Here is a 17,537-nt window from a genome sequence, read left to right as displayed (position 1 = left end):
GTGGTATAGGTATCGGAGAGGGCAATGCCCAAGTCGCCCCGGTATACCTGTACCCAGTTCTCCAGGCCAAGCATATTAGCCATTTTGAAGCCATATTTGGCCGCATGAAACATAAACCATTCGTGCGCATGAGTGCCCACCGGCTTTACTCCGTTCCGCATGGCAAGGTGTACATTGCTGGTACCTATAAAACATCCTTCTCCATACTGGCGAAGCGTTTTCACCACCAGCTTGTGAACCCCGAGGGAATGCCGGCGCCGGGTGCCAAAATCAGCGATGGTGATATCCATTTCTTTATATTTCTCAATCTTATTCCGGGTAATGCGGATCACCTCCTCATCAGGCGCCCGTTCCTGCCCGGTCAACTGGTAATACAGCTCACAGATGAGCGACATCAGCGGCACCTCCCAGAGGATGGTGCGGTACCAGTAGCCATCCACATGCACTTCCAGGTTATCGCCCTGCTGGGCAATATGCACTTCCGCCGGATCATAGCGGTAGCCCTGCAGAAAATCAAGGTAGGTGGGGTCGAGATAAGGACAGGTGACTGCCAGGTAATCCTTTTCCTCCTGGCTAAGCTGCAACTGCTGCATATTATTGACCGCTTCGCGGAGGGCTTCTGCAAAACCAGGAGGAAATAAATGATGCCCGCGGTTAATAAAAGTATAACGGGCACGGGCCTTAGGAAACAATTTGATAACACCATGCTGCATGGTGAATTTGTAGAAATCATTATCAAGAAGGGAAGTAAGGATCATATTTGCTGTTTGGATTCACAATAAAAGTATATTTTTGCGGCTAAACCATATTGTAGTTAACATGCAGCAGATTAAAGTTAAATGGCCCCTTAACCCACAGGAAACGGTGTTATTCAAAGTAAACGGAGTATACATCAAGAACAATTTTAACGCAAAACAAGGCATTTTGTATCTTACCAACGAAAGAATTGTTTTCAAAGCAAGCCCTATGCTGATGTTCCTTGTGTTTGGCATCATCGGCTGGTTGCTGAGCCGTAAAAAGACCGCTGTAGAATTTCCGTTATCCGATATTACGGATTTCAAAAGAGGAAAACACGGATTCAATAAAAAAGTGGCCGAGTTCGACCTGATAGATGGCCGCAAAATCCGCATCGGGGTTACCGGTAAATGGGAAGTTTTTGATGCCGCTTACCAGAAAGCCATGCTGGATGTAAAGCCCTTATTCAGCGTAAATTAATTCCTCAGCGATTAAACCCGCAGTCCGCATTAGCATCGTGTCCTTCACGCATGCAATGCGGACTAACTTTCCCATCTGCTTCCTTCTCCTTATGTATCCTGCTCATGTCCGCACTTCTCCCGGAAGGGACTAAATTTCTGCGTAATATTGTTAGTAATCCTGCTGAATTATGTACTTTAAACAAAACTTGTTAATTTATGTTCAGGGAAAGCTGTTTAATAACGGTTAACCAGTTAGCGATTCAATAAGACTGAATAATCCTTTACCCAGATTATGACGAAATCAGAAATCAGCGCCAGGCTGCGCATGAACATTGCCAGCGCGGTGATCAGAACACATACGGCGTACCGGCTGAGACTACTGAGTGTATTTATGCAGGCCGGGCTGGATATTACTCCTGATATGTATTTTATTCTGCGTTACCTCTGGGGGGAACAGGATGGCAGCCGGCAGCAGGAACTGGCAGATAAGATCGGAAAAGATAAGGCCAGTCTGACCAAGCTATTGGACAATCTTGAAAAAAGAAACCTGGTAAAACGCATGTCCGACAACACCGACCGGCGGAGCAAGCGGGTATGGCTCACTGCTGCGGGCAAAAAGTTGAAAGATAAAGTATATCCGTTGGCGTTATCTGTTGTAGAGATGGCGGAGAAAGGCATTTCAAAGAGTGATCTTCAACATGCCCAGCTGATACTGGAATATATTTATAACAATATCAAAAGATGATCACCTGCTTTTCCTATCTTTAGCATATGCTAACCGGAATTTTAATCAATTTATTTGAACGTGATCTCAGCAAACTGGAAGAGGAGATCGCTGCATATGATACCGCTGCCGGCATCTGGCTGATTCCTCCGGGGATAAAAAATCCCGCAGGCAACCTTTGCCTTCATCTTTGCGGCAACCTGCAACACTATGTGGGTGCAGTACTGGGGAAAACGGGTTATGTGCGTAACAGGGACCTGGAGTTCAGTGCAAGGAACGTTCCTACGGAAGAGCTGCTGGTGCTGATCAGTACCACACGCCGTATAACCCTTACCGTTATAGCGGGGTTAACTGCGGAGGATATTGAAAAGATCTACCCGGAAAAGGTGCTGGCCGGCACTTTGTCTACCGGGCATTTTCTGGTGCACCTGAGCACACATCTTAATTATCATCTCGGGCAAATAAATTATCATCGCCGATTAACCCAACCTGGTTAAATGAACGCTTTTCTGAAAAATTTTATCAGGGTATATCAGCAGCTGAAATGGCTGGTATGGCCATTTGCGTTAGTCGTAATAACGATACTGTTAACGAGGGTGTTTGTAAGCAGGCAGGATGCTTATTTCTTTATCAACAGGTTACATACGCCGGCGGGCGATGTGCTATTCCCCTACATTACAGAGCTGGGAAGTACCCTGGCCGCGGTGCTTATTTCCCTGTTGCTGCTGATCATTAACCGGCGTGCCGGCACCATGCTGGCCACTGCTTACCTTTTCACAGCCGCCATCAGTTTCACGCTGAAAGCGCTCATCGGTTTTCCACGCCCACACCGTTATTTTGCCAGCCGTTTACAGGACATCTATTTTGTACCTGGCGTATCGGTGCTTGATAACTTCAGGAGCTTTCCTTCCGGGCATAGCGTATGCGCATTTACTGCTGCTACCGTCCTTTCCTATTATTCCAAAAATAAGTACCTGTCTCTGGTATACCTGGCGCTGGCCATGCTGGTGGGCTATTCCCGCATGTATATGAGCCAGCACTTCCTCGAAGATGTGACTGCCGGGGCCACGCTGGGCGTTTTCTTCTCCATGGTATGGTTAACTATTTTCCGCGGGAAAACGGAGCAGTTGTCAGGACAATAAATCTTTCTTTTTCTCCATTTCAGCAATGAGCGAGTCCTGGTGTTGCCGGAGCATATCCTTATATAGTTTTGCGGGAGATGTAGCGGAAGTATCTTTCTCTTTGTGCCATACAGGGGCAGGAGTGTACCTGGCCCATAATACTTCATACCCGATATAGATCCGGTATTTACCTTCTCTTACATCATCCGTATGGCCTAACCGGCGTTCTTCCCCGGGAGCAAGGTTTTCAATCAACCTTGCCTGGTGGGTAGTTCCCATGGGGGTGCTGATTACCTGGTTAATGGCCACGGTCATAAACCGCGTATCCGACAGGTTCTTTACACTGCGCAGGTATTTGGATACGCTGAATACACTGTTGGAAACACCTACTATCCTCACTGCCAGGATAGCGTCTTCCCCTGGAATGGGTCTTAATCTTTTCTCTTTAAAGGCCACACGGAAACTTTGCACCCTGAAACGGATGTACCACAACAGGAAGAAAAGCAGGATGATTACCGGAATGTACATAGTTAACAGCTTTTTGAGGAATGATCTGCAGGACATAGAGCCTGGTCGTTTGATCCGGAGGTTACAGGTTTTTTGATTATCAAATTGATAATGCTAAGATAAACGGTCTTACACAGGTAATTGTAAATTCAATGTTAACAAAAGCGTGATAGCTCAGGCTGGCAAAAGGTTTTCTAACGGGCCTTTACAAAAATGGACATTTTTTTTTGACATTAACAATTAAATCACAAAATTTCTCAGGAGAAACCTGCAACTTTGCCACATTGCCAAAAACAAGGTGTTTGTAACCAGGTCAGCTTTAGGGGTTAACCCCCAAATAATCTTTCGTTAATACTCCAAATAATTGTTTAATGTATTTTCCCTCATCCGGTAGAACAAGTAATGGTGTTGGGTAACACCCTGCTATAACATATTATCTTTTTATCATGTTATCAGCGGGGAAAGAATATAAAGCTTAAACCTGCACTGTGAAACTGTGGGTTGTAATAAGGCATGATCACTTTATCAGCTGCCCTGGCAGGGCCATTAAAGAGCTTTCGCTGCAACAGGGGATACACCCAATAAGCGGCTTTGGTACTTAAAATACCCACTCCCGCACCAGCTACCACATCGCTCAGCCAGTGCTTATTATTATACATTCTTAATGCGCCGGTGGTAGTAGCGGCCAGGTAGCCCGCCACTCCATACCAGGGGGAAACATCTTTGTATTCCTGCCGGAGATATTCCGCCGCAGCAAAAGCCGAAGCTGTATGCCCTGAAGGGAAGGAGAGGTAATCGGAATGGTCCGGCCGTTCTTCATGTGTTTTATTTTTTACTATTTCCACGGTACCTGCGGTAAGCACCGCCGAAATCCCCAGCAGGATGGTACGGTCGCGCAGGTTGTGTTTCCCGTGAATACCAGCAGCATTCAGTATATAAACCGCCGCTACCGGGGCATATTGCAGGTAGTTATCTATATGGGTGCGGAACTGGGGATGATCTTCTTTGATTTCTGCTTTGGTAGTACTGTTCAGGTCACGGAGCGTGGGATTATTCAACGCCAGCACGCCATAACCAATCATTGCTGCCGGAACTGCAAGACCGGCCACCGTAGTGTGAAATGGCCCTGATATCGCCCTGGATGGCGCGGGGTAGTTAAAATGTACAGTATCGCTTACCGTAGGCAGGGAATCTGTTTCCTGGGCTTCAGCGTTGTAGGAACAGGTAAGGGTACAGAATGCCAAACCTGTCGAGAATATCATTTTCTTCATGCATCTATCCTTATACCATCAAATGTAGATGCAAATTCTGGAGCAAATCTGTATCCCGTTATTCGCCGCCACGGTCGGGTTTGGGAAGGATCATTTCAGCCGTTTGCTTGGTATAACGGTTATGGAAGATAAAGGTAATCAGCAATCCAAGCAGGCAACCGGCCATTACAGACAATATCCTTGCCACCGCCGTATCCCAGACGTGTTCCCCGGCCTCGTGGGTCATTACAATAATAGTAGCTGCCAAAGCTGTACGGGTAGCTGCTTCCAGGTTCAGCAGGTTGCAGATCACCACCGTTACAAATACTGCCGTACACATCATCAGCAGCAAATTCGGATGTACCAGTATCAGCAGGAAACCGGAGATGCCACCTACCAGGTTTGCCTTAATACGTGTAACCGCCAACGTTACTGCGTCTGATCCATCGGGCGATAATACCAGCATCACGGAAATCAATACCCAGATCACATCGGCATAGTTCACTAACCACGACAAACCAAGCACCACCAGTACGCCGGTCACGCACTTGGCGGCATAGATCAATATTCGCCTGATTCTCATTTTGTCTATCATAATTGAACTTTTGGCAGTTGGGAATTGTTCTAATAACTTAACCAAAATAATGGCATGAAAATAAGGAATCTATGCTACCTGGCCACACTGATTGTTTCGTTGCACGCCTGTATTAAAGATCCGCCCATCAACCCGGAAGCTGATATTGAAACGTTTTCAATAGATAAAAAATATCTTACCGCAGATGTTTTTATTGACCAGGCAAACAGGAAGATCTTCCTGAATCTGACGCCTGATGCTTTTAAAAGTGGCGTAACGCCCGTTATTACTACATCTGCCGGCGCCACCGTAGTGCCTGCATCAGGCGATTCCTTACACCTGGATTCTTCTACTGTAAAAGAATATGTAGTCACCTCTGCCAGCGGCAACAAAAAAGTATATACGATCCAGTTAGGAGGCATGGGCATCTGGGCATGGGATTTTGAAACATGGGGATTGCAGGATCACGATAGATACCAGTATGTAATAGAACATGGCAGCAGCTCCTTCTGGTCGTCCGGCAACCCTGGCATTGCCTTGTCCGGCGTACCCAAAGACCCGATGGAATATCCTTTACGGGCATCTGCAGATGCCTATCATGGCAAATCTGCCGCTGAACTGGTAACCCGCAAAGGCACGGCGCTATCTGCGCTCATCGGCATTAAATTATTTGCCGGTTCTCTTTTTATTGGTGTGTTTGATCCGCAGAATGCATTAGCTGCCCCATTAAAAGCCACCCAGTTTGGCGAGCCGTATTCCGGTAAGCCCCTGCGCTTTGTGGGCTATTATAAATACCAGCCGGGAGATCAATACCAGGATAAAGCCGGGAACATTATTGCGGGCATGAAAGACAGCTGCTCCCTATACGCTGTATTATTTAAAGGCACCACCCGGCTGGATGCCACTAACATCCACACATCCGACAGGATCCTTGCTACTGCCAGTATTCCCGATGGCGGCCCGCGGGCAGCATGGACACGGTTCGACATTCCGTTTAAAATCACACAGCCATATACCGGAACCGAAAAAATGATGATGGCCATTGTAGCCTCCTCCAGTAAAGATGGCGATACCTATAAAGGCGCCATTGGCAGCCGCCTGGTACTTGATAGCCTGGAAGTAGTGAAGTAGTTCCTAATAAAACAGCATCGTAAATGAATAAAATAACTATAAAAATCGCAGGACTGATACTGGGCATACTAACATCCACCGCACAATTATTTGCGCAGGATAACGGGAACGAACAAACGAATACCAAAAGGTTCAAAAAGATACTTGAGCACCGCATCCTGGCAGGGTTTAATTTTGGCGGCACCGCACCCGTAGGACTGCCAAACACCATCCGCAAAATTAATTCCTACCGGCCGGAGTTTTCGCCTTCGCTGGGTTATGAATTGTCTTACCGCCACACTGAAAAATGGGGCGCTGCTATTGCCGTAAAACTCGACTACAAAGGAATGGCTACCAAAGATGAAGTACAGTATTTTCCTACTATCATTACCACCAGCGATGGCGGACGTTTTGAGGGAGATTTTACCGGTAAGAACAAAACCACGGTACGTAATGCATACATATCTTTTCCAATAAGCGCTGTGTATACCCCTGGCAACAGATGGCGCTTTAACCTGGGTGTTTATGCAGCCTGGCTATTCAGCTCCAATTTTTATGGCACCGTTTCCGATGGCTATATCCGCAACGGCGGCTCATTGGGAGAGAAAGTAAACATCACATCCGCTACCTTCGATTTTGGCACAGAAGTGCGCTCCTTTGATGCGGGGTTGCAAGGTGGAGCAGCATACCGGGTAGGTAAAAAACTCAGCATAGACGGTAACCTCAACTGGGGATTAAGACCTATATTCCCCGATGATTTCAAGGGGATGGATTTCCCTTTATACAATATCTACCTCACATTAGGCGTAACCTATAAAATATAAAAAAGCAGCAGCGACTTGTTGTATCCCTGCTGCTTTTTTATTACTACACGGTTTTAATATTTTGCTGCCTGGCCTGCTTTAGGAAGCGAGGCGCGGATAAATTCACGGATATCATTATTGCCGGTAGCCAGGTCATCTTTCCGGAGATACATCATATGGCCACTGCGGTAGCCGCGCCAGGAGAGGCGGTCTTTCAGCCGGCCGCCAGGGTCCATCTGCCACATGCTGTACTTGGCGTTGAAATAATCACAGGCGCCGTCGTAGTAGCCCGACTGGATCATTACATGCAGGTAAGGGTTGGCAGCCATTGCCTCGCGGAGGTTTTCGCCGGTATTATCGCCCTTGTTATCCCAGGGATGCACCGGGCCAAACATCATGTATTTCAGATCGGTGCTGAATTTCAGCTCCTGGCGAAGATAAATGTTGATGGCAGGTGTAAATGCATGCAGCCAGGAAGTAAGTTCTGCATTGTAATCCGGTCCGTTGCCGGCATCCTCCCGGTCCATGCCCCGGTAGCGGGAATCCAGCCGGCCTACGGTAAAGCCTTTATCACGCAGTAATTCTTTCCAGAAAAAACTCGGTGGTACATCCAGGTTATGTTGCAGGATCACTTTTTCTGAAAGCCCGGAATAGCGGGCCATTTTAGCCGCGATCGCTTTTCTTTGCTGATCTTCCAAAAAACCACCCTGGCTGATAGCCGGTATCAATTCATGAATGGTAAAGTTTTCCACCTCTGGTAAAACAGCGGTAAGGTCTTTCTGCTGCAGATCCGGCGGCAGCGCTTTATGATACCATGCGGTGGCCGCAAAGTAAGGGAGCCGCAATGCGGCGTCTACAGGGCCATTGCGGGAAATACCCAGCTCGGTGGGAGATACGAGGATCACACCATTCAGGTACATCCACTGCGCATTCTGCAATTCCAGCGCCAGGCCGGAAACACGGGTAGTACCATAACTTTCCCCGATCAGGTATTTGGGCGAAGCCCACCTGTTTTGCCTGGACACAAAGGTATTGATCCATTCCGCGAGGTAGCGGATATCCGCATTTACCCCGAAGAATTTTTCGCGGGGAACATCTTTCCCGATAAGCCTGGAAAAGCCCGTGTTAGCCGGATCTATGTAAATGATGTCAGCTATATCCAAAATGGTTTCCGGGTTTTCGTGTATGCCATAAGGTTGTACCGGGTACCCTTCATCATCGATATTCAGCAGGCGGGGACCCGTATATGCGATCTGCATCCATACCGAAGGGGTGCCGGGACCGCCATTAAAGGAAATAACCAGTGGCCGGGCGGCGCGGTCTTTTACATCGGTTCTTTCATAATAGGTGTAAAAGAGACCGGCCAGTACTTTACCCTCCTCATCCCATACCGGTTGGGTACCTGCTACCGCTTTGTAGGGGATCTTTTGCCCCTTTACGGTAACGTCATGAAAGGTGATCACCGCCGTATCCGGGTTCAGTACAACAGACCTTTGTAGCGGCGCATCTTCTCTGGCAGCAGGATTAGGTTTACTGTTCTTTTGCTGTGCCTGTAATTGCAGGCTGATGGCGCCTGTTAGTAATAGCGGCAGCCATAATTGTTTTCTCGTTAGGTTCATGTAGCAGATCTTGATTGCACTTAAAGATTAGGCAATTGTTGCAATAAATCAAGCAGATTAGGATGAGTGGGCTATGGCTGGAAATCGCTTGGTCTTTTGCCTACCAGTTTATAAAAAGTATTACTGAACGCTGAAACGCTGTTGTAGCCGGTATCCCAGGCTATTTCACTGATGGTCTTCTCTGTTTCAAGCAGGTACCCCATGGCTTTGATCATCCTGGCCAGTTTCAGGTACTGGAAAAAGGAGATATCCATGGTAGCGCGGAAAAGGCGGGTGAGCGTGCGCTCGCTGTAGCTGAAGGCGTGGCCCACTGTTTCCAGGGTAAGCGGCTCTCCAAGATTTTCCTGGATATATCTCAGTACGGGCTGCAGCCTCGGATTATCGGTTGTGGGCAGGGTAATGGGAAGCGGTACTGAGCTGATAGCCGGCAGCATATATTTGATGGCTTTGATAAACACGAAGCGTTTGTCGTCCGGCATGATATCGCCATCCCAGGCAGCCGTATGCAGGATCATTTCCAGCAGGAGATTGCTGACCGGGTAGATGCCTGTCTTATTATAAAAAGGATCTTCACTATCCTCCGGCTCGCTGAAAAAATATATGGTGCGTACATAATTGGCCGGGTACCGGTGCTGGAAATAATGTTCCACACCGGCGGGCACCCACATATAATGCCGCGCCGGCAAAAAATAGGTTTTATCCTTTGTATATAGAAAAGCAGCGCCGCCTTCAACATAGGTCAGCTGTCCCTTATTATGCTTATGTGGGGAGAAATGATGCTCCGTTTTCCAATGCCATACATAAGCGGATTCGGGGACCGCATCTACGTCCTGTAAGATGAGCTGTGGATCAAAATCTTTCATTTGGCCGGATCTAGCAATTTTATGGCAATTTATAGAAAATAAATTAACTGCCAGGGTAGGAACTTTGCATCTTCATCACTATAAGTATGTCTACAATTATTAATAAGTGGCTGGGAAAAGTGCTTATGTTAACGCTTCTTACCACACAAACAGCTACCAGTCAGAACCCTGAGAAGAATCCCCTAACGTTAACGGATGTATGGAAAAAAGCGGCAACCTATAACCGGCAATTGCAGATGCAGTACCTCCGCGTTCAAGGTATGAATGAACGGACCAAAGCCGCCAGGGATGAGCGCTTACCGGAAGTAAAGGCAAACGGCATATACGCCCGTGTTTCTAACCTGGCTATTTATGAAGATGGGTTACTGAAAAGTCCTACGCAATACCCGGTCGTGCACGGTTATTACCAATTCGGCGCAGATGCCTATCTCAATGTATATAACGGTGGAAAAACTACCAGGGAGATTGAACTACGGCAAACCGAAGCGGAATTGGCAGAGGAACAGAAAAATCTTACTGTTACGGACATCAGGTATAAAGCAGCTGCCATGTATCTGGATATCTATCGTGGACGGATGTACGAAAAAGTAATGCTGCAGGATATCGCCGAACGGGAAAAAGAACTGGAAGAGATCCGTCAACTGCACAGGAACGGCGTAGTACTGAAAAGCGACCTGCTGAGGGCGGAGCTCAAACTCTCCAAACAAAAAATGACGCTGCTGGAAATAAGAAACGGCATCCGGATCTCCAACCAGCGGCTGAATATTATGATTGGTCAGCCAGACAGTACAGACAACGAGGTGGCGCTGGATACATTAATGATCAGAAAACTACCTGCACGCACCTACCAAGATTACCTCGCCGATGCATATGAACACTCATTTGCCTTTAAGATTTCGGAGAAAGAAACGGTCCTGAGCGAATTGAAACTGAAGGATGTAAAGAGCAACATCCTTCCTAAAGTAGGGCTATACGCCGAATACGCCTACACCTATCCGCAGATCCTTTTTTATCCTTATTCCATTGCGCTCTACGGCCTGGGGCAGGTGGGTGTAAAAGCGGGTATACCTATCTCCGCATTTTACCAGAACAAACATAAAAAGCAGGAAGCAAAGATCAACCTGCAATGGCAGGAAACAGCACATGCTGATGTTAAAGACCAGGTAAGGCAGGAGGTAAAAATGGCCTACCTGCGCTTTACAGAATCCATCACACGTATAGACGTGGCTAATGATAACATCAACCAGGCAAAAGAGAATTTCCGGATTGTAAATAATACTTACTTCAACCAGTTATCACTGCTCACCGACCTGCTGGATGCAGAAACACAGCTGCTGCAATCCCGCTTCGATCTTACTACAGCAGAGGTAACCGCACAATTACAATACTATCAATTATTGAAAGCAACAGGCAACCTTTAATATATGAACAACACGAACACTAACACTACTACCAATAAAACAGACAGGCTTATTTCCCGCATCACTACCATCATCGCTTCAGTGGTAGTGGCATTCCTGGCCATATGGGGAATCAGGACGTTGCTGCATCAATGGAAATTTGAAGAAACAAACGACGCACAGATCGATGAATATATTAATCCTGTTGTAGCAAAAGTAACCGGGTATGTACAAGAGATCCGGTATGAAGAAAACCAGGAAGTAAAGCGGGGCGATACCCTGATTATCATTGACAACAGTGAATACGCCGCACAGCAACAGGAAGCCGAAGCTTCCCTGATGAACGCCAAAGCACAGGTATCGATACTGGAAAGTAATGTTTCCACCACAGCCCAATCTTCCAAAGTGTACCAGTCGCAGATAGCCGCAGCAAAAGCAAAACTAACGCACCAGGAACAGGAATACGACCGCTATAAGAAACTATACGACGTAGAATCCGCCACCAAACAGCAATTGGAAAGGGTAGAAGCTGCACGGGCAGTAGCGCAGTCGGAGTATAACACCGCACTCGATGCCTACCAGGCATCCCTCTCAAAAATCAACGATGCCAAAGTACAGCAAAGCGCGCTGGCAGCTGAAATTAAGAGGAGAGTGGCCGTGGTAACAAAAAACAATCTCAATGTTTCCTACACAATTATTACCGCGCCATACAACGGCAAAATGGGGCGCCGTACCATTCAGCGCGGGCAGCTGGTTTCTGCCGGGCAGGTGCTGGCTTATATTGTAGACTGGGAGGCAGGTAAATGGGTAGTGGCCAATTTCAAGGAAACACAGATCCGGCATATGATGATAGGCGGCACTGCAAACATAGCAGTGGATGCTTTTCCGGGGAAGCGGCTAACCGGTAAAATTGAATCGCTGTCGGCCGCCACCGGCAGCCGTTTTTCCCTGTTGCCACCAGATAATGCCACCGGCAATTTTGTAAAAATTGCACAGCGTATTCCTGTTCGTATACGCCTTAACGGTAGTGCGGAAGAATTAAAACAGCTTTCCGCCGGTATGAACGTGAATGTATCTGTTGAAAAAGAACGCAGGTAATCATGGGGCAAAGTAAACAAACATTCCGTTCATGGGCGCCAGAGTGGCTGATCAGGCTAACCATTCTACTGGTATTATTTCCAACGGTGATGCTGTTTGCATTATCAACGGCTAACGTGAACGCCGCTACGGGATTTTATGGCGCCGAACCGCCTGATATCCAGTTTTCCATGCTCGTGTATTATGCAGCCCTGGTGGCTTTCACGCCGCTGGAGAAGCGGTTCTTCAGCCGTATTGCCACTAAGGAATATTTTCTTATTTGCCTGGTGTTGCAGGTAGCCGTTAGTTACTGGTGTTATCATACCAGGGAAATATCGGTGCTGCTCATCTGCCGTTTTTTGCAAGGCATTCTTAATTGCGGTGTTACCAGCATCTGTTTAACATTATTATTCAGCAGGATGAAATCAGAACATGCACGGGAAACAGGCTATGCTATTTTTTATGGAATGATTCTTTGTGCCAGTTCACTAACATCGTTGGTAACTGCGCAGCTGGTGGATAATTATGAGTATAATGTTTTGTATAAGATGATCATTTATACATTCATTCCCGGGGCTGTATTGTTGTTGTTATTAATGAACCGCGTACATCTTGTTCGCAAAACACCGCTTTACCAGCTTGACTGGAGCAGCTTCCTGGTATATGCGCCGATGCTCATCCTGATGGGATATGTGCTGATTTATGGACAGCAGTATTATTGGTTGCAGGATGACCGGATAGTATGGAGCGTTGCGGGAATTATTTTCCTGGCCACCGTATTTGTTGTACGGCAGCTATACAGCAAGCGGCCTTTTATAAATATGGATGTATTTAAATCGAAGGGGTTCCTGTTTGGTATCACGCTGCTGGGAGGGCTTTACCTGATCAGGGGATCATTCAATGTTACCACCGGTTTCTTTTCCACAGTACTGGGCCTGGACCCGATCCATACTTACGGGCTGCTTGGCTACAACCTGGCTGGTATTGTGGTAGGGGCTACCATTGCGGCCAGGCTGGTGGTAAAAAAACGGCCGTTGCAATTCATATGGCTGACAGGTTTCTTTCTCTTACTGGTTTTCCATAGCACGATGTATTTCCTGTTCACCTCTGAAGCGGACCAGTCGACCTTCATACTGCCGTTGATCATCCAGGGATGTGGTGCGGGCCTATTGCTTACACCCATCGTTCTTTTCATCATTTCATCTGTACCGGAAAGTATCAGCGTATCGGCATCTACAGCCGGGGTTTTTATCAGGTACACATTTTTCGGGCTGAGCACTGCGCTCATTAATTACGGCTCCCTGTATTTCACCAAAATCCACGCGATGCGGCTGAGCGACGGGATTTCCAGAACGGATAACGGGCTGGAAGAGCGGCTGCATGCTTACCAGGCGGCGCTACAGTCGCGCGGACTAATGACTGACCAGGCGGCTAAACTGGCGCCGGGCCTGTTGGATAAAGCCATACAGAAACAGGCTTTTTTAAAGTACGCTATGGATTATTATGAGCTGGTGGCCATCCTGATACTGGTGCTGATGCTGCTGATTGTAATGACGCCGTATATTAACCGGATTACAATTAATGTGAGGAGTAAGCAGCCGGCGGCAGCAACGGTGTAAGCGTTATTTGATTTTCGTATCTTTGATGGATAATGAAGGTCATTGCATTACAATCCTTTTATAAGGCCCTGAACCAGGACATGGCGCCTGCTTTACAGGAAGCGGGGCACTTTAACATTTTCCGGATTGAAGACATGGAACTGCCGGGTCATAAGCAGGTGACGTATAGTCGCCGCGACTTCTTCAAAATCAGCCTGGTAAAGGGTCATAGCAAAATCCATTATGCAGATCAAACCATTGAAGTATTGGATAGCGTGTTGGTATTTACCAACCCGATGGTACCGTATAACTGGGAGAGGATCAGTAAAAAACAAAGTGGCTATGTATGCGTATTCACCGAAGCATTCTTTCACCGGTTTGGCAACATCAGTCATTACCCGGCATTTCAATCTGCTGAATCTGCGGTGATACCGTTATCTGCCGGCGACGTATCTAATTTTGCTGAACTTTTCCAGAAGATGTTCAATGAGCTGCAGGGTGGTTATGCCTATAAGTACGACCTGCTGCGGCATCTTGTAATGGAAGTGATACACGGGGCGCAGAAAATACAGCCCGCGTCCGGAATCCCCGCCACAGGCTCTAATGCAGCGGAAAGGATCACAGGATTGTTTGCAGAGTTGCTGGAACGACAGTTTCCCATTGAATTAAGCAGCCAGGTGATCCGGTTAAATACGCCTTCCGCCTTTGCCCGACAACTAAACATTCATGTTAACCATCTCAATAAAGCTCTGAAAGAGATCACGGGCAAAACCACCTCACAGCTCATTAAAGAACGCGTGCTGCAGGAAGCCAGGATCCTGCTTAAAAGTACCAACTGGACAGTCAACGAAATTGCCTGGTGCCTCGGATTCGGGGAACCTAATCATTTTTCTGCTTTCTTCAAAAGTCTGGCTAAAATCACTCCTAATAAATTCAGGCAATCCCGCACTGATTGATTTTTGTAGTTTTTGCTTTCAATCCGGTATCACTGGCGGCAACTGTTTGATGAACTTTGTATGATCAAACAAATAAAGCTATGTGGACAGCAAAAGATAATATGACAGATCAAACCGGTAAAACGGTGATAGTAACCGGCGCCAATACCGGAATCGGGTTTGAAACGGCGCTGGCATTCTATAAAGCAGGCGCACATGTGATATTGGCCTGCAGAAATACAGATAATGCCATCCAGGCGCTGGAAAGCCTCCGGCAACAGGGCGGTACAGGCACGCTGGAAACAGCTTTGCTGAACCTTGCCAGCCTGAAGATGGTCCGACAATTTGCTGAAACTTTCCTGGAACGTCACCAACAGCTTCACCTGCTTATTAATAACGCAGGGGTGATGATTCCCCCGGCATCTAAAACGGACGATGGGTTTGAGTTACAGTTTGGGGTCAACTTCATCGGGCATTTCGCATTGACGGGATACCTGTACCCATTGCTCAAAAACACACCAGGGGCGCGTATTGTTACGGTAAGCAGCATGGCTTACCTGCGTGGAAGTATCGATTTTGACAACCTTAAATCGGAGAAGTCCTATGATCCGATGAGAGAATATTCCCAGAGCAAGCTGGCTGATATCCTGTTTTCAGTAGAACTGCAGCGGCGCATCAACGCAGTTGGCGATAAAGTGATATCGGTAGCTGCGCAACCGGGCGCCAATAAAACGGAGCTGGCGCGTCATATGACCGCTGACGAATTTTCCGCCGCTGTAGAACGTATTGGTGAGCTCATGGAGCCTTGGCAGGGTGCTTTACCATCGCTGTATGCAGCTGTTTCAGAGGATGTAATGGGTGGTGAATTGTTTGGTCCCGACCAGGACGGCGGTTACCGCGGGTTTCCGGCGCGCGCAGCCATTGCGCCTAATGGATCGGACGAAGTGGCGGCCCAACGGCTTTGGAGTTACGCTGAAGAGGTAACCGGCGTTCAATTCCCGGGATAATTGATGCTCGTAAAGCGGATAGACTACGTATTGCTGATCAGGGTGATTTGAGAGGATCAAATCGACCATGGTCAGCTTTTTTAATTTAGGGGAGCCGAAGGTGACGGAAGAAGAGATAGTTAATTGTAGGTTATCTCAAACTGGAATTTTTCTATTTAACATAATATAAATTATAGGAAATCTATAGACACAATATTATCAGAAAGTTTCAAGTGTTTTTTATTAAGATTTATTGGGTTGAGAAATTTGATTCTTTGGTCGCTGTTTCTGAGGGTTCAATGGGCAGTTTTTCCAGGCGTTGTGGAATGAGTTGTACAGCGCTTGTTTACCAAAAATCAAAAAGCAACTATAAATGAATTATAAGAACTGCTGTTAAAGATGGATCAAAGACTGGCAGAACATCAAAAAGCAACTATAAGTGATTATCAGCCGTTGGCCCAAAGATGCATTTAGCAATATCGAGGCGCCCGCTGAAAACAAACTCCGGCTGTAAAGCTAATCCTGCAGTCGGAACATCGACTGTAAGATCTTTCTGTACTAAAACAGGACTAAGACACCTGTAAAGCGCTCGCTGAAACAATTTTTAGCATGTAAAGCTAATCCTGCATTCAATACGTCAACTGTAAAGTTTTTCTGCACTAAGGATCCTGAACACAGTATGAATAAGCCTTAGGTAAGTCCTAGGTAACCCTTAGTTAAGCCATAGATAAGCCATATCTATAAGATATGACTTATCTATGGCTTATTTTTTTGTTACTTCCCGACGCGATACAAGCCAAACCCTGGCAGCTCCTACATCTCCCCAATATCCAAAAACAAGATCTTTAAAATCATCCGATCATTGACCAGAACAAAGGCCCTGAGAATCGCGTATAATTTTTTATCCGGGAAGTCGTCTTGAATAAAAAACCGTTTGACCGGGTATAAACCATACCTAATCAAACGGTTACCTTTTTATTAAGGTGTTATCTCTTTACCGCCGTTGCATCAATCTCCACCAGCATGCCATCCAGGGCAAGCCGCGGAACCGGGATCAGTGTGTTTGCAGGAAATTTTTTGTCCGGCCAGATCTTCGTGGCTTCGTCTGTGAAAGCTTTCAGCTTTTCTTCATTGTGATCCACAATCAGCGTGGTGAGCTTTACAACGTCGCTGAATGTTAAGCCCTGCGATTTGAGCGCCGTATCCAGGTTGCTGAATGATTGCCTCAGCTGCACGCGGAAATCATTTATCAATTGGCCATCACCGGTTTCACCGCCCTGACCGGATATAAAAACCAACGTATTTCCCGCGGGTATCACCGCAATATGAGAATATGCATTGGGCGCCGGGTCATATAAACCCGGGGGATTGATCACCATTGGAGCTTTCGTTTCTTTTTCCATGTTAATACTTTTGAAGATAATAAATAAGGCGCCTGCCAAAGCCAATACCAGTAAGGGTACCAGCGTATTCCTGCGAGTCATGCTGTTGATTTTGTACAAGGCAAAATAAACACAAATAATTACGCAGGAACAGGCACAGATTTACCTATCTGAAGCATAACAGTATTAGTCCCGGAAGGTTTCAATAAACTCTATCACTTCGCCATCCAGGCCGTATACAAGGGAATTGTGTACCGTTATGGCCGGTTCCCCCAGGCGCAGTACCGACGGCGGCACACAGCTGGAAGCGCCTGCGGCAATAGCGGCTTGATAAGCCGCAGTAGCGTCTTTCACGGTGAAGGAAAAATGAAGCAATGCCCCGGACACCGGAG

The 17,537-nt window shown here is 47.0% G+C and carries 18 protein-coding genes and 1 pseudogene; 11 read left to right on the top strand and 8 right to left on the bottom strand.

Annotation, left to right across the window (positions count from 1 at the left end; all coding sequences use genetic code 11):
- Nucleotides 1–758 (bottom strand): annotated as a pseudogene (locus tag VIM72_RS12625) (nicotinate phosphoribosyltransferase); the annotation flags it as partial.
- A 61-nt stretch (nucleotides 759–819) separates the two neighbouring features.
- On the opposite strand from VIM72_RS12625, the gene VIM72_RS12620 reads away from it, so the two are divergent.
- The 4 genes from VIM72_RS12620 to VIM72_RS12605 all read left to right on the top strand — a co-directional run bounded on the left by VIM72_RS12620 (nucleotide 820) and on the right by VIM72_RS12605 (nucleotide 3,062).
- Nucleotides 820–1,215 carry a GRAM domain-containing protein gene (locus tag VIM72_RS12620; RefSeq protein ID WP_332003189.1) on the top strand — a complete coding sequence of 132 codons (396 nt, stop codon included), beginning with the start codon at nucleotides 820–822 and terminating at the stop codon, nucleotides 1,213–1,215.
- A gap of 273 nt (nucleotides 1,216–1,488) precedes the next feature.
- A complete protein-coding gene (locus VIM72_RS12615; protein WP_332003188.1) occupies nucleotides 1,489–1,941 on the top strand; it encodes a MarR family winged helix-turn-helix transcriptional regulator in 453 nt (150 codons plus the stop codon).
- 26 nt (nucleotides 1,942–1,967) lie between these two features.
- A complete protein-coding gene (locus tag VIM72_RS12610) occupies nucleotides 1,968–2,417 on the top strand; it encodes a DinB family protein (protein WP_332003187.1) in 450 nt (149 codons plus the stop codon).
- Nucleotides 2,418–3,062: a phosphatase PAP2 family protein gene (locus tag VIM72_RS12605; RefSeq protein ID WP_332003186.1), complete on the top strand. Its 645-nt coding sequence runs from the start codon at nucleotides 2,418–2,420 to the stop codon at nucleotides 3,060–3,062.
- On the opposite strand, the gene VIM72_RS12600 is transcribed toward VIM72_RS12605, so the two are convergent.
- The 3 genes from VIM72_RS12600 to VIM72_RS12590 all read right to left on the bottom strand — a co-directional run bounded on the left by VIM72_RS12600 (nucleotide 3,051) and on the right by VIM72_RS12590 (nucleotide 5,393).
- Nucleotides 3,051–3,569 (bottom strand): hypothetical protein, encoded by a 519-nt coding sequence (locus VIM72_RS12600; protein WP_332003185.1) that lies wholly within the window; start codon nucleotides 3,567–3,569, stop codon nucleotides 3,051–3,053. The two genes, VIM72_RS12605 and VIM72_RS12600, sit on opposite strands and share 12 nt — an antisense overlap.
- 431 nt (nucleotides 3,570–4,000) lie before the next feature.
- Nucleotides 4,001–4,819: a phosphatase PAP2 family protein gene (locus tag VIM72_RS12595; RefSeq protein ID WP_332003184.1), complete on the bottom strand. Its 819-nt coding sequence runs from the start codon at nucleotides 4,817–4,819 to the stop codon at nucleotides 4,001–4,003.
- A 58-nt stretch (nucleotides 4,820–4,877) separates the two neighbouring features.
- On the bottom strand, nucleotides 4,878–5,393 hold the full coding sequence (locus VIM72_RS12590) for an FUSC family protein (RefSeq protein WP_332003183.1): 516 nt from the start codon (nucleotides 5,391–5,393) through the stop codon (nucleotides 4,878–4,880).
- 54 nt (nucleotides 5,394–5,447) lie between these two features.
- Between VIM72_RS12590 and VIM72_RS12585 the strand changes: the two genes are divergently transcribed.
- Complete coding sequence (locus VIM72_RS12585; RefSeq protein ID WP_332003182.1) at nucleotides 5,448–6,503, top strand: PCMD domain-containing protein; 1,056 nt, start codon at nucleotides 5,448–5,450, stop codon at nucleotides 6,501–6,503.
- 23 nt (nucleotides 6,504–6,526) lie between these two features.
- The gene (locus tag VIM72_RS12580; protein WP_332003181.1) at nucleotides 6,527–7,306 is read left to right on the top strand and encodes a porin family protein; all 780 of its coding nucleotides are present in this window, start codon (nucleotides 6,527–6,529) and stop codon (nucleotides 7,304–7,306) included.
- 53 nt (nucleotides 7,307–7,359) lie between these two features.
- On the opposite strand, the gene VIM72_RS12575 is transcribed toward VIM72_RS12580, so the two are convergent.
- Both VIM72_RS12575 and VIM72_RS12570 read right to left on the bottom strand, forming a co-directional pair.
- Nucleotides 7,360–8,904, bottom strand: a complete 1,545-nt coding sequence (locus VIM72_RS12575; RefSeq protein WP_332003180.1) for a S10 family peptidase — start codon at nucleotides 8,902–8,904, stop codon at nucleotides 7,360–7,362.
- Nucleotides 8,905–8,975: 71 nt separating this feature from the next.
- Complete coding sequence (locus VIM72_RS12570; RefSeq protein WP_332003179.1) at nucleotides 8,976–9,767, bottom strand: AraC family transcriptional regulator; 792 nt, start codon at nucleotides 9,765–9,767, stop codon at nucleotides 8,976–8,978.
- A gap of 86 nt (nucleotides 9,768–9,853) precedes the next feature.
- On the opposite strand from VIM72_RS12570, the gene VIM72_RS12565 reads away from it, so the two are divergent.
- The 5 genes from VIM72_RS12565 to VIM72_RS12545 all read left to right on the top strand — a co-directional run bounded on the left by VIM72_RS12565 (nucleotide 9,854) and on the right by VIM72_RS12545 (nucleotide 15,784).
- Nucleotides 9,854–11,188 carry a TolC family protein gene (locus VIM72_RS12565; RefSeq protein WP_332003178.1) on the top strand — a complete coding sequence of 445 codons (1,335 nt, stop codon included), beginning with the start codon at nucleotides 9,854–9,856 and terminating at the stop codon, nucleotides 11,186–11,188.
- 3 nt (nucleotides 11,189–11,191) lie between these two features.
- The gene (locus tag VIM72_RS12560; protein WP_332003177.1) at nucleotides 11,192–12,265 is read left to right on the top strand and encodes an HlyD family secretion protein; all 1,074 of its coding nucleotides are present in this window, start codon (nucleotides 11,192–11,194) and stop codon (nucleotides 12,263–12,265) included.
- Nucleotides 12,266–12,267: 2 nt separating this feature from the next.
- Nucleotides 12,268–13,863, top strand: a complete 1,596-nt coding sequence (locus VIM72_RS12555) for an MFS transporter (protein ID WP_332003176.1) — start codon at nucleotides 12,268–12,270, stop codon at nucleotides 13,861–13,863.
- Between the two features lie 32 nt (nucleotides 13,864–13,895).
- Nucleotides 13,896–14,798 carry a helix-turn-helix transcriptional regulator gene (locus VIM72_RS12550; protein WP_332003175.1) on the top strand — a complete coding sequence of 301 codons (903 nt, stop codon included), beginning with the start codon at nucleotides 13,896–13,898 and terminating at the stop codon, nucleotides 14,796–14,798.
- A gap of 80 nt (nucleotides 14,799–14,878) precedes the next feature.
- On the top strand, nucleotides 14,879–15,784 hold the full coding sequence (locus VIM72_RS12545) for an oxidoreductase (protein WP_332003174.1): 906 nt from the start codon (nucleotides 14,879–14,881) through the stop codon (nucleotides 15,782–15,784).
- A gap of 965 nt (nucleotides 15,785–16,749) precedes the next feature.
- On the opposite strand, the gene VIM72_RS12540 is transcribed toward VIM72_RS12545, so the two are convergent.
- Nucleotides 16,750–17,247, bottom strand: a complete 498-nt coding sequence (locus tag VIM72_RS12540; protein ID WP_332003173.1) for a RidA family protein — start codon at nucleotides 17,245–17,247, stop codon at nucleotides 16,750–16,752.
- 84 nt (nucleotides 17,248–17,331) lie between these two features.
- A partial coding sequence (locus VIM72_RS12535; RefSeq protein ID WP_332003172.1) for a hypothetical protein occupies nucleotides 17,332–17,537 on the bottom strand: 206 nt, incomplete at its 5' end.

The sequence above is a fragment of the Chitinophaga sp. genome, from assembly GCF_036569185.1.
In the GTDB taxonomy this organism is placed as follows: domain Bacteria; phylum Bacteroidota; class Bacteroidia; order Chitinophagales; family Chitinophagaceae; genus Chitinophaga.
This window is presented reverse-complemented; position numbering and strand designations above follow the sequence as displayed.